The sequence below is a fragment of the Methylobacterium sp. J-076 genome (assembly GCF_022829405.1).
In the GTDB taxonomy this organism is placed as follows: Bacteria; Pseudomonadota; Alphaproteobacteria; order Rhizobiales; family Beijerinckiaceae; genus Methylobacterium.
Genome location: NZ_JAKSXW010000149.1, coordinates 554,751 through 566,783, shown reverse-complemented (window position 1 = coordinate 566,783; position 12,033 = coordinate 554,751). Strand labels below are relative to the sequence as shown.

Annotated in this window: 11 protein-coding genes; 7 read left to right on the top strand and 4 right to left on the bottom strand. The window is 72.0% G+C overall.

The window, feature by feature from the left end; genetic code table 11:
* Positions 1 to 2 precede the first annotated feature (2 nt).
* Genes fliM through MKK53_RS24935 form a run of 3 tightly spaced genes read left to right on the top strand, consistent with a single transcriptional unit; the run spans position 3 to position 2,596 of the window.
* Positions 3 to 1,217, top strand: coding sequence for a flagellar motor switch protein FliM (fliM, locus tag MKK53_RS24945; RefSeq protein WP_279599230.1), 1,215 nt, complete (start codon positions 3 to 5; stop codon positions 1,215 to 1,217).
* Positions 1,218 to 1,223: 6 nt separating this feature from the next.
* Entirely contained in the window at positions 1,224 to 1,733 is a 510-nt protein-coding gene (locus tag MKK53_RS24940; protein WP_243931691.1) for a DUF6468 domain-containing protein, read from the top strand.
* Positions 1,733 to 2,596 (top strand): MotE family protein, encoded by an 864-nt coding sequence (locus MKK53_RS24935; protein ID WP_243931689.1) that lies wholly within the window; start codon positions 1,733 to 1,735, stop codon positions 2,594 to 2,596. Before MKK53_RS24940 ends, MKK53_RS24935 begins: the two co-directional genes overlap by 1 nt.
* A 201-nt stretch (positions 2,597 to 2,797) precedes the next feature.
* Here MKK53_RS24935 and MKK53_RS24930 read toward each other — a convergent pair whose 3' ends face one another.
* From MKK53_RS24930 to MKK53_RS24915, 4 genes are read right to left on the bottom strand one after another with little or no spacing between them, the layout of a single operon-like run.
* Positions 2,798 to 4,081 carry a leucine-rich repeat-containing protein kinase family protein gene (locus MKK53_RS24930; RefSeq protein ID WP_243931687.1) on the bottom strand — a complete coding sequence of 428 codons (1,284 nt, stop codon included), beginning with the start codon at positions 4,079 to 4,081 and terminating at the stop codon, positions 2,798 to 2,800.
* A gap of 1 nt (position 4,082) precedes the next feature.
* The gene (locus tag MKK53_RS24925) at positions 4,083 to 4,274 is read right to left on the bottom strand and encodes a DUF1192 domain-containing protein (protein ID WP_243931685.1); all 192 of its coding nucleotides are present in this window, start codon (positions 4,272 to 4,274) and stop codon (positions 4,083 to 4,085) included.
* A 10-nt stretch (positions 4,275 to 4,284) separates the two neighbouring features.
* On the bottom strand, positions 4,285 to 5,505 hold the full coding sequence (locus tag MKK53_RS24920; protein ID WP_243931683.1) for a phosphopentomutase: 1,221 nt from the start codon (positions 5,503 to 5,505) through the stop codon (positions 4,285 to 4,287).
* A gap of 3 nt (positions 5,506 to 5,508) precedes the next feature.
* On the bottom strand, positions 5,509 to 7,143 hold the full coding sequence (locus tag MKK53_RS24915) for an ABC transporter ATP-binding protein (protein ID WP_243931681.1): 1,635 nt from the start codon (positions 7,141 to 7,143) through the stop codon (positions 5,509 to 5,511).
* Positions 7,144 to 7,336: 193 nt separating this feature from the next.
* Between MKK53_RS24915 and MKK53_RS24910 the strand changes: the two genes are divergently transcribed.
* From MKK53_RS24910 to MKK53_RS24895, 4 genes are all read left to right on the top strand, one after another.
* Positions 7,337 to 8,236: a lytic transglycosylase domain-containing protein gene (locus tag MKK53_RS24910; protein WP_409564415.1), complete on the top strand. Its 900-nt coding sequence runs from the start codon at positions 7,337 to 7,339 to the stop codon at positions 8,234 to 8,236.
* An 85-nt stretch (positions 8,237 to 8,321) separates the two neighbouring features.
* Positions 8,322 to 9,254: an alpha/beta hydrolase gene (locus MKK53_RS24905; RefSeq protein WP_243931679.1), complete on the top strand. Its 933-nt coding sequence runs from the start codon at positions 8,322 to 8,324 to the stop codon at positions 9,252 to 9,254.
* A gap of 122 nt (positions 9,255 to 9,376) precedes the next feature.
* Positions 9,377 to 10,693, top strand: a complete 1,317-nt coding sequence (locus tag MKK53_RS24900) for an O-antigen ligase family protein (RefSeq protein WP_243931677.1) — start codon at positions 9,377 to 9,379, stop codon at positions 10,691 to 10,693.
* Positions 10,694 to 10,850: 157 nt separating this feature from the next.
* The gene (locus tag MKK53_RS24895; protein ID WP_243931675.1) at positions 10,851 to 12,032 is read left to right on the top strand and encodes an acyltransferase family protein; all 1,182 of its coding nucleotides are present in this window, start codon (positions 10,851 to 10,853) and stop codon (positions 12,030 to 12,032) included.
* Position 12,033: the final 1 nt, after the last annotated feature.

The window sequence follows — 12,033 nt, the reverse complement described above, 5'->3', positions numbered from 1 at the left end:
TGATGGAACCGGAGGATCAGGTCGCGGAGGACGATTGGTCGGCGGCCCTGATGGAGCAGGGCTCCGAGGGCGGCGACGCGTCGCTCGCCGAGGAGTGGGGCGCCGCGCTCGCCGAGCAGGGCACCACGCGCAACGCCAGCGACGTCGCCGCCGAATGGGCGACGATGATCGAGGACGGGGAGAGCGACAACCTCCCCGAACTCGCCGGCAACGACCGCACCCTCAACCAGGACGAGATCGACAGCGTCCTCGGCTTTTCCATGCGCGAACTCTCGGCCTCCGGGGCCGGGGGCGTGCGCGCCATCGTCGATTCGGGCGTCGTCCAGTACGAACGCCTGCCGATGCTGGAGATCGTCTTCGACCGGATGATCCGGTTGCTGTCGACCTCGCTGCGCAACCTGTTCCAGGACAACGTCGAAGTCACCCTCGACAACATCACGTCGGTGCGCTTCGGCGACTACGTCAACGCGATCCCGCTGCCGACCCTGCTCGGCGTGTTCAAGGCGGACCCTTGGGAGAATTCCGGCCTCGTCACGGTCGACACCAACCTCGCCTACGCGACCTTCGACCTGCTGCTCGGCGGCAAGCGCGGTGGCTCGTCCAGCCGCCTCGACGGGCGGCCTTTCACCGCCATCGAGATGACGCTGGTGCGCCGGCTGGTGGAGATCATCCTCGCGGACCTGCAGCTCTCCTTCCAGCCGCTCTCGCCGGTGAGCTTCCTCATCGACCGGATCGAGACCAACCCGCGCTTCGCCACCATCACCCGGCCGGGCAACGCGGCGATCCTGATCGGCCTGCGCCTCGACGTCGACGGGCGCGGCGGCGGGATGCAGATCCTGTTTCCCTACGCCACCCTGGAGCCGATCCGCGAGCTGCTCACCCAGAGCTTCATGGGCGAGAAGCTCGGGCGCGATCAGGTGTGGGAGGGCCACCTCGCCACCGAGATCTGGCAGGCCGACGTGACCATGGAGGCGGTGCTCCACGAGATGATGCTGCCGCTCAAGCGCGTGATGCGCCTGAAGGTCGGCGACACGCTGATGTTCGACGCCAAGCCCTCCGACCTCGTCACCGTGCGCTGCGGCGACTGGGCCCTGACGCAGGGACGGATCGGCCGGGTGGACGGCAGCATCGCGGTGCAGGTGACGCGCCCCCTGCGGCGCTCCCGCACCACGCTGCAGGCCTACGAGGCTTCCATGAACAACCACTCGGACGGATAGGCCGGCATGAGTCTCTTCGTCACCATCGCCGCCGACCTGCTCGTCGCGATCCTCCTCGCGGCGACCATCGTCACCTCCCTGCGCCTGTCCAAGCGGATCGGCCAGCTCAAGGGTGACGAGGCCGCGCTCCGCTCCACCATCGGCGACCTGATGGTGGCGACGCACAGCGCCGAGCGCGCCATCACCGGCTTGCGCAGCGCCCTCGACGAGTGCGACCGCACCCTCGCGGACCGGATCCAGGCGGCGCAACACTGCAGCGCCACCCTCGCGGGGGGCGTCGAGGCGGGCGAGGCGGTGCTGTCGCGCATCGCCGCCATCGTCTCCGGCGCGCGCACCGCGCCGGCCCCTGCCCGGCCGGTGGAGGTGCGTGCCGAGCCGAAGGCCGAGGCGCCGCCCCGGCCCGCCCCGCCGGCCGCGACCGAGGGGCCCAACGGCGAGCGCCTGGGCGCCGCCGCCGCCGCCGCCCTCGCCATGACCGAGCGCGCCCTGGCGCGCGTCCGGGCCCGGGCGGCGTGATGCGTCCGCCCACCGCACCGACGAAGCCCCCCGAGCCGGCGACCCCGGCGCCGCCGACGGCGGGCACCAAGGTGGCGCCCGGGGCGCAGACGGCGCCGCGCCGCCCGCGGCTGAAGCCGGTGCGGCCGGTGAAGCTGCGCCTGATCGATGCCGTCGCCCTCGCGGCCGCGGCGCTTCTGATCCTGAAGGTCCTCACCCTGTCCCAGGCCGGCGTGCCCGAGGCGAGTGTGCCGGCCTTCGCCCGGGCCATCGCCAAGGCGCGCACGGGCTACGAGATCCCCGACCCGGAGACCACCGGCTCCGTGGGCGAGAAGGAGAAGACGGAGGAGAAGCCCGGAGCACCGCCCGAGCCGCCGCAGGCCCAGCCGGCCGTGCCGGATCAGGTCTCGCCGAGCGAGAAGGCCCTGCTGGAAAAGCTCGGCGCCCGCCGCGATGCCCTGAAGCAGCGCAGCCAGGAACTCGACCTGCGGGAGAAGATGATCGACGAGGCCGAGAAGAAGGTCGAGACCGGGATCGGCGACCTGAAGAAGGCCGAGGACAAGGTGGATGCCGCCGCCAAGGCGAAGGACGAGGCCGAAAAGCAGGGCCTGAAGAGCATCGTCACCATGTACGAGACGATGAAGCCGAAGGACGCGGCGCGGGTGTTCGACCGGCTGGGCCACGACGTGCTCGTGCCCCTCGTGGTGGCGATGAACCCGCGCAAGATGGCGGAGATCCTGGCGCTGATGCAGCCGGATGCCGCCGAGCGCCTGACGGTGGCCCTGTCCAACCGCGCCCGCGGCGGCGCGAGCGCCCAGGCCCAGGCAGGCGCCCCGGCCCTCCCCCCGGGCGAACTGCTCGCCATCGACCCGGTGGCGAAGTAGCGGGGGGCGAACTCGGTTCGCTGGACCGTATGTAGGGTTGCGTCGCCGGCCTCAAAAGCTCGGCCGCGGGCGGCAGCATGACCGTGCGAGGGCAACGCCTCTCACCACGACGACGGTGTGGGGGTTGCGCCTCCCCGGGGTGAGGGCAGCGCGAGACGCTTCGCGTTTCCGTCCTGCTTCGCGCGGGTTTCGGTCCGGTCCCTAGACAAGCATGGCGGCGACATCCGCCATGTCCGGCCGGGCGGCCGGGTCGGGCCCGGTGCAGGCCCGTGCCAGGTCGTGCAGGGCGGGCGGTGCCCCGTCGCAGTGGTGGAGCACTTCGCCGAGGAGGATGCCGAAGGCGCGGGTCTCGATCCGCGCGAGCGCCCTCCCCGCCTCCCCTGCGGGCAGGGACGAGGCCGCGCCGAAGTCCCCGAGCACCGCGCCGCCGCCGCCCCCGTCCCACAGGATGTTGTGGCCGTAGAGGTCGCCGTGCATCAGCCCCCGTGCGTGCAGATGGGCGAGGGCGGATGCGATGCCGGAGGCGAGACGCCGGGCCGCCTCGGGCGTGACGGACAAGGCGGGATCGTAGACGTCGCGGCTGCAGCTCGCGAGGCTCGGCGGCCCGGCGAGCACCCGCCAATCGGCGGGCAGCAGACGCAGCAGCAGGCCGGGCGTCCCGTCCGGATGCCCGTCGAGCCTCCCCAGGGCGCCGATCAGCGCGGGATGGTCGCCGGCGGCGAGGCACGCCTCGATCTCCCGCTCGGGCAGGCCGTCGCTGCCGATGGCCCCCTTGAACAGCTTCAGGGCCACCTCCGCCGGGCCCGCCTCCCCCCGCCATGCGGCCCGGTGGACCCGGCCGGAGCTGCCCTCCCCCAGGAGTTCCCCGACGGCGAGGGCGGCCCACGGGATGCGTGCCGCGTCGGACACCCCGCCCGGCGGCTCCGCGGGATTGCCGGAATAGGAGACCCAGGCGAGCGCCGGCAGGGCGGCCAGCCAGTTCGGCAGGCGCGCGAGGCGGTTGCTGGCGAAGCGGACCAGTTCGAGGCTGCCGGCTCCGGCGAGGCTGTCCGGCAGGTGGGTCAGGCGGTTGCCCGAGAGCATCAGCTTCTGCAGGCGCGGGCGCTCGCCCAGGGCGTCCGGCAGCGCGGCGATGCGATTGTCGGTGAGGGTCAGCCAGCGCAGGTTCGGCGGCAGGGCCTCCGCCGGCACCTCGCCGATGCCGCAGCCGCGGAAACCGACTTGGCCGAGGGCGGGGCAATCGCCGAGCACCGGGGGCAGCCGGGGGAAGGGCGTGCCCGAGCAGAACAGCACCTTGAGGGCGCGGAACCGGCCGAATCCGTCGGGCAGCGTGTAACTCCCGCGGCCGAGGTCGAGGAGTTCGAGCGTGTCGGCGAGGCCGAAGAGCGCCTCCGGGAATTCGGTGAGCCCGTCCGGCAGGCGGATCTCCCGCGCCCCGGCGAGGTCGCCCCGGCGCAGGGCGGCCAAGGTCTCGGCCCGCTCCATCTCAGCCGCGCTTGAAGACGGCGTCGGCGGAGGACTGCGCGGCCTCCTTGGCGGCGCGGGCCGCCTCGATCCGGGCGATCTCGGCCCGAAGCAGGGCGATCCGCTCGTCGAGATCCGAGAGGGAGAGGGCGTCGAGGGGCTGGCCGATCTGGTGGACCGTCGTCTTGCGCGGCGCGTCGTCCTCGTTCCACATGGGATGGCTCCTAGAGAAAGGGCGTGCCGCCGCCGACCGAGGGCAGGCCGAGGTGGCGCGCGAGCGAGGCGGCGATGTCGGCGAAGCTGTCGCGGCGGCCGATGGCGCCGGTGGCGAGGCCGGGGCCGAAGGCCAGCACCGGCACCTGCTCGCGGGTGTGGTCGGTCCCGGCCCAGGTCGGGTCGTTGCCGTGGTCGGCGGTGATGATCGCCGCGTCGCCCGGGCGCAGGGCGGCGTGGATCCCGGGCACGAGGGTGTCGAAGGCTTCGAGCTCGGCGGCGTAGCCCGGCACGTCCCGGCGGTGGCCGTGCTCGGTGTCGAAATCCACGAGGTTCACGAAGACCAACCCGCCCTCGGGCAGGTCGCGCAGGGCGGCGAGCCCGGCCGCCAGGCAGGGGGCGTTGCCCCCCGGCTTCACCTCCCGGCCGGTGGAGCGGTGGGCGAAGATATCTCCGATCTTGCCCACGCTCACCACCGCCCGGCCCGCCGCCTCGGCCCGGTCGAGGAGCGTCGGGCCGGGGGGCGTCACGGCGAAGTCCTTGCGGTGGCCGGTGCGCCGGAATCCGGCTGTGGCGTCGCCGACGAAGGGCCGGGCGATCACCCGGCAGATCCGGTAGGGGTCGCACAGGGTCCGCGCCGTGCGGCACAGGTCGTAGAGCCGGTCGAGGCCGAAGCTCTCCTCGTGGGCGGCGATCTGGAAGACGCTGTCGGCGGAGGTGTAGCAGATCGGCTTGCCCGTCCGCACGTGCTCGGCCCCCAGGCTTTCGATGATGCCGACGCCGGAGGCGTGGCGATCACCCAGGATGCCGGGCAGGCCACCCTGCGCGACCAGCGCCTGCGACAGGGCCTGCGGGAAGGCCGGGCGGGTCTCGGGGAAGGTGCCCCAGGGGTCCGGCAGCGCGAGCCCGGCGATCTCCCAATGGCCGGAGGGCGTGTCCTTGCCGGCGGCGGTCTCGACGGCATTGCCGTAGAGGGCGGCGGGCGCGCCGTCCGGCGCGAGGCCCGGCGGGATCGTCCCGGTGGCGCCCTGCGCGGCGAGGCCGAGGCCCAGCGCGCTCAGGTGCGGCAGGCGCAGCGAGCCCGCCCGCAGCCCCGCCCGATCGCCGCGCCCTTCGGCGCAGGCAAGGGCGATGTGGCCGAGCGTGTCGGCGCCGGCATCACCGTAGGCGGCGGCATCGGGGGCGCCGCCGATCCCCACGGAATCGAGGACGATGAGGAGCGCGCGCGCCACGGGTCAGGCGGGCTCCAGCTCTGTGGGGGCGTCGCTGTCCAGGGCGAAGGCCGCCTTGAACAGGGTGCGGGTGTAAGCCGTGCGGGGGGCGGCGAAGATCGCCTCCGCGGCGCCCTCCTCCACCACCTGCCCGTTCTGCATCACCACCACGTGGTTGGCGAGCGCCCGGACCACCTTCAGGTCGTGGCTGATGAACAGGTAGGCGAGGCCGCGCTCGCGCTGCAGGTCCCGCAGCAGCGTCACGATCTGAGCCTGCACCGACCGGTCGAGCGCCGAGGTCGGCTCGTCGAGCACCACGAATTTCGGGCCCAGCACGATGGCCCGGGCGATGGCGATGCGCTGCCGCTGGCCGCCGGAGAACTCGTGGGGGTAACGGTCCATGGTCGCCGGATCGAGCCCGACATCGTGCAGGGCCTTGGCCACCACGGCCCGGCGCTCGGCGCGGTTCCTCACGGCGCCCTGCACCACGAGGCCCTCGGCCACGATGTCGGCCACCGACATCCGCGGCGACAGCGAGCCGTACGGATCCTGGAAGACCACCTGCATGTCCCGCCGCAGGGGCCTCATCCGGCTGACGGTGTAGCCGTCGATGCGCTGGCCGAGGAAGACGATCGGCCCCACCGAGGCGGTCAGGCGCAGGATGGCGAGGCCGAGGGTCGTCTTGCCCGAGCCCGACTCGCCCACGATCCCCACCGTCTCGCCGGCCCGGACCCGCACCGCCACGCCATCCACCGCCCTCACGAAGCCGCTCGGCCGTCGCAGGAGCCCGGTCTTGAGGGGGAACCGCACCTTGAGGGGGCCGGCGTCCACCAGCGTCGCGGCGCCGGGGGCGACCGGGTTCGCCCGGCCCTCCGGCTCGGAGGCGATCAGCCGGCGGGTATAGGCGTGCTGCGGGTCGGCGAAGACCCGCTTCGTCGGCCCGGACTCGACGATCTTGCCCTTCAGCATCACGCAGACCCGGTCGGCGATCCGCTCCACGATGCCGAGGTCGTGGGTGATGAACAGCATCGCCATGCCGAGCCGTTTCTGCAGGTCGGCCAGCAGGGCGAGGATCTGCGCCTGGACCGTCACGTCGAGGGCGGTGGTGGGCTCGTCGGCCACGAGGAGGTCCGGCTCGCAGGCCAGCGCCATGGCGATCATCACCCGCTGCCGCTGGCCGCCGGAGAGCTCGTGCGGGTAGGCGCCCATCCGCGACTGCGCATCGCGCAGGCCGACCAGTTCGAGCAGTTCGAGGATGCGCGTCCGCGCCGCCTTGCCGGTGAGGTGGCGGTGCAGGGCCAGTACCTCCCCGATCTGCCGCTCGATCGTATGGAGCGGGTTCAGGGAGGTCATGGGCTCTTGGAAGACCATGGTGATGTCGGCGCCGCGCACCTGGCGCATCTCCCGCTCCGGCAGCGCCGCAAGGTCGCGCCCCGCGAACAGGATGCGCCCGGTCTGCACCGCCGCGGGGTCGAGGAGGCGCAGGATCGCGAGCGCCGAGACCGATTTGCCGGAGCCCGATTCACCCACGAGCGCCAGGGTCTCGCCGCGGGCGATGGAGAAGGAGACGCCGTCGACCGCCAGCGTGTCGCCGTCCCGCGAGCGGAACGCGACGGACAGGTTCTCGACGGACAGGAGCGGCGTCTGCGGATCCGGCATAAGGGCCTTATAGCGCGGACGCGGCCGGGCCATAGTGCCGGCGGGTGACGGTGTTTGCCCGCATTGATCGCCGCGGCGGTGGCGCTACCTCCCTCGCGCCGGACTCGCCATGCGCGATCCGGCGCCTTTGCTCGAACCGACGATGCCGTTCCGCCCGATGACGCCTCCCCGCCCCGCGTCCTAGAAGCCCTGCGTGCCTGCCTCCCTTCCAGCGCGTCTCGCCCTCGCCGCCCTCATCGCCCTGGGGCTCGCCCGGCCCGCCCTCGCCGTCCCCTCCGAGGGGGCGACGGAGACGGTCGAGCAGGCGCTCTGCCGGCTGATCGACGATTCCGCCAAGGCCAGGAGCCTGCCCGTGGCGTTCCTGACCCGGCTGATCTGGCGGGAATCGAGCTTCCGCGTCGGCGTGGTGAGCCCGGCGGGGGCGCAGGGCGTGGCGCAGTTCATGCCCGGCACGGCCAAGGAACGCGGCCTCCTCGATCCGTTCGACCCCGAGCAGGCGATCCCCCATGCGGCGCATCTCCTGGCCGACCTCAAGCGCCAGTTCGGCAATCTCGGCCTCGCGGCGGCCGCCTACAACGGTGGGCCGACGCGGGTGACGAACTGGCTCTCCGGCAGCGGCGGCCTGCCCGCGGAGACCCGCGCCTACGTAATGGCGATCACCGGACGCGCGCCGGAGGAATGGCGCACGCCGAACGGCGCCGCCGTGGAGTATCCCGAGGGCGGAGGCCCGGCGGCGAAGGCGGAATCCGAGAAGCCGCAGACCTGCCTGCAGGTCACGGCGGCGCTGCGCGTCCCCAACCGCGGCGACCGCTTCGCCCTCGGCGGCTCGGAGGGGCCGGCCGCGCCCTGGGGCATCCAGCTCGCCGGCAACTTCTCGAAGGCCCTGGCGCTGCAGAGCTTCTCGCGGGCGCGCAGTTCCTATGCCGGGGTGATCGGCGAGGTCCGGCCGATGATCATCGGCACCCGCCTGCGCAACCGTGGGACCCGCGCCTTCTACCGCATCCGCATCCCCGCCGAGACGCGCCGGGCGGCCGACGACCTGTGCGGCAGGATCCGCAAGGTCGGCGGGGCTTGCATCGTCCTGCGCACGTGACTTTTCCGCGCCGCGCCACGCCCCCGTCATCAATCCGCCCCGAGGTGGATGATTCATGGGCGGTGTCGGCGCAACCGGACGGGATATGAAACGGCTCTTCACCGCCTTTGCCAGCCTCTTCTGCCTGGGCCTCGCGGCGCTCGGCTTCTCGAACGCGTCGCCGCTGTCCCTCTTCGACGCGATCGGCCCCCGCGATGCCGGCGGCCGGCTCGCGGCCCGGGACCTCGCCTTCGGCAAGAATGCGCGCGACCGCCTGGACGTCTACGTGCCGGCGGCGGCGGGGGAGGCTGCGCCGGTCCTCGTCTTCTTCTACGGCGGCTCCTGGGACAGCGGCTCGAAGGACGATTACGCCTTCGTCGGCCATGCCCTGGCCGCGCAGGGGTTCGTGACGGTGCTGCCGGACTACCGGCTCTACCCGCAGGTGCGCTTCCCCGACTTCCTGAACGACGGGGCCGCGGCCATCGCCTGGGTGCGGGACCACATCGCCGAGTATGGCGGCGACCCGCGCCGCATCGTCCTGGCCGGTCATTCCGCGGGCGCCTACAACGCCGTGATGCTCGGCCTCGACACCCGCTACCTCGAAGCGGCCGGCGTGGATCCGAAGGCGATACGCGCCGTGGCGGGCCTGTCCGGCCCCTACGATTTCCTGCCCCTGGACACCGACACGACCACCAAGGTGTTCGGGCAGGCGAGCGACCTCGCCCAGACGCAGCCGGTGACCTTCGTCGGCCCCCTCTCGCCGCCCGCCTTCCTCGCCACCGGTGACGGCGACACGACCGTGCGGCCCCGGCAGACCGCGCGCCTCGCCGAACGCCTCCGGGCGGCCAACGTGCCGGTGCAGGAAAGGGTCTACAAGGGGCTCGACCACCGCGACACGCTGCTCGCCCTCTCGGTCACATTCCGCTCGAAGGCGCCGGAGCTTTCGGAGATGTCGTCGTTCCTGATGCGCCAAGCCGCCGGGCGAACTCAGTTCACGATGCGGAGCCCGGCCGCGCATACCGCGAAACTTCAACCCTAACAGAAGATTGTCCGGGTCTTCGTCGGCCCGTTAGCTTTTGACTCGACGGTCATAGGCTAGAGTGCGACGGTTCCGGCATACGGGTATCGGGCCGGCATTCGCGAGTCTGACCTGTGAGCACGGTGACCGAGACCCTCTTCTCTGCGAGCGAGCCATCGGCGGCCAGTCCGGCGCGCGACCTGCCGGACCTCGTCCGCCTTTCGTACCTCACCTTCGTCGTCGTCGCCCTGCTGAACCACGCGTGGTTCACGGATCTCAGCGACCTCGCGCCCCTCGACGCGGTGGAGGGCGGCAGCCTCGCGACGCAATTGCTGTTCGGATCGATGATCCTGGTCGGGATCCCGATGGTCTGGCACCTCGGCCTCGCCCGGCTGCGGCCGGTGCTGAGCCGGCCCGCGCTTCTGTTCGGCCTGTGGCTGCTGGCGACGACGCTGCTCTCCGGCGATCTGGCGCTCTCGCTCCGGCGCCTCGCGCTCTACGGCATCGCCGCGTTCCTGGCCGCCAGCCTGCTGGTCGTCGCCCGCTCCGCCCGCCAGCTCGCCGACGCCTTCGCCATGGCCGGGTTCACCGTGCTGGTCTCCAGCTATCTCGGCCTGCTCATCGTGCCGGCGCTGACGATCCATTCCCACTACGATCTCACCGGCGAGATCGGCCATGACGGCCTGTGGCGGGGTATCTTCTCGCACAAGAATGAGGCGGGCATGGCGATGACGATCCTCGTCATCCTCGGCCTGTTCATCGCCTCCGTGCGCAGCCGCCTGCTCGGCTGGACGATGGTCGCGGCCTCGGGGGTGTTCCTCGTCGGCAGCGGCTCGAAGACGCCGCTCATCACCCTCGCCATGGTGCTCGGCATCTCCTGGCTCTGCCGGGTCATCCACTCGCGGGCCGTGCGGGTGCTCGTGCTCGTGGGGCCGGTCCTCCTGCTGATCACCATCACCATCGGGTCCATCGTGGTGCCGCCCGTGCGCAGCGTCCTCGACGTGGTGCTGCCCGACGCGACGTTCACGGCGCGCAACGAGATCTGGTCGTTCGCCATCGACAACATCGTGCAGAAGCCGTTGACGGGCTTCGGCTTCGGAGCCTTCTGGCTGACGGAGCGGACGGTCTACGCCTCGATCGTCAACCCGGACACGACCTGGGTGCAGATGGCGACCCAGGCGCACAACTCGTTCCTCGATGCGGCCCTGGCCATGGGCCTGCCCGGCTTCGTGCTGACGCTGCTCGTCTTCATCGCCATCCCGACGCGGGACTTCCTCTACCGCCTGCCCCAGGGCGCGACCGATCCCTCGGCCGTGCTGTTCATGCGGCTGTGGCAGCTCGTGCTGCTCTCCGCCTCGTTCGAGACCATCCTGTTCAACCCGAACACGCCCGCCTTCGGCATGATCGTCATGGCGATCAGCGGGCTGCGCATGCTGACCGTCCGCCCGGTGATCGCCTGAGGCACCGGTTGGTAGGGCTAATTTTCGATAACTGTGGCCCGGCGAACTTTCCGAGTAATTTTCGCTAAAAACTGGCCAACGCTCCGTTAGGCTGTCGCCAACATCGGCACCACGGGCGGAATGGTCCGTTCTCCGGTGATTTCCGGACGACTCCGCCATGTATGATCCGCGCTCGACACCGGCCGTGAACGCCCATCCGAAGGTCGAGGCGCTGCCGGCGCTGACGGCCCTGCGCTTCGTCGCGGCGGCCTACGTGGTCGCGTTCCACTACACGCCGTATTATTTCCCCGATGCCGAGGTGCCGGCCTTCGTCGCCCTCGGCTATTCGGGCGTCACCTTCTTCTTCCTGCTGTCCGGCTTCATCCTCGCCTACAATTACCGCGATGCGGACCTCGCCTCGCCCGGGCCGCGGCGCCTGTTCTACCGGGCGCGCGTCGCGCGGGTGTATCCGGTCTACCTCCTGGCCCTCGCGGTCCACGTGCCGTGGTTCCTCGCCTGGGTGATGAAGCAGCCGATGCCCCTCAAGGCGCTCATGGCCTCCGGGGGCGTGCTGGCGCCCCTGGGCGTCCATGCCTGGGTGCCGGGGGCGGCCTGCTCCCTCGACTGTCCGAGCTGGTCCATCTCGGTGGAGCTGTTCTTCTACGCCCTGTTCCCGATCCTGCTGCCCCTCGTCCTGCGCAACCCGTCCCGGGTGGCGCTGGCCACCCTCGCCTTCTGGGTCGCGACCCTCGCCCTCGCCACGCTCCTGTGGCAGGCCTACGGCGGCGGCGCGTCGCTGATCTCGCCCGAGCCGGGCGGGATGCTGCCGGTGCTGCTGGCGGAGTTCGTGAAGTACTTCCCGGTCCTGCACCTGCCGGAGTTCATCGCCGGCCTGCTGCTCTACGTGGCGTGGCAGAACGCCCGCCTGCCCGGGCCGGCCCTGATCGCCCTCTCCGTCGGCTTCGGGGCGCTGATCGTCGCGGGGGCGCGCTACGTGCCGGAGCCGATCCTGCACAACGGCCTGACGATGCTGGCCTGGGCACCGCTGATCCTGGCCTGCGCCGCCATGCGCCGGGGCCTCCTCTGCGCCCGGCCCCTCGTGTTCCTGGGGAAGATCTCCTTCGCCCTCTACCTGCTGCACATCCCGGTCTTCGCCATGCTGAACACGGCGGACCGGGTCGTCCTGCACGGCTGGCTCGGCGCCCATCCCTGGACCGGGATCGGGGTGACCGGCTTCGCGAGCCTCGTGGCGGCGACCCTCGCGCACCTGCTGGTGGAGGAGCCGGCCCGGCAGCGCATCCTGCGGCGGCCCGACAGGCCGGCATCGCGTCCGGCTCCGGCGGCCCGCGCCGGAGCCTGAG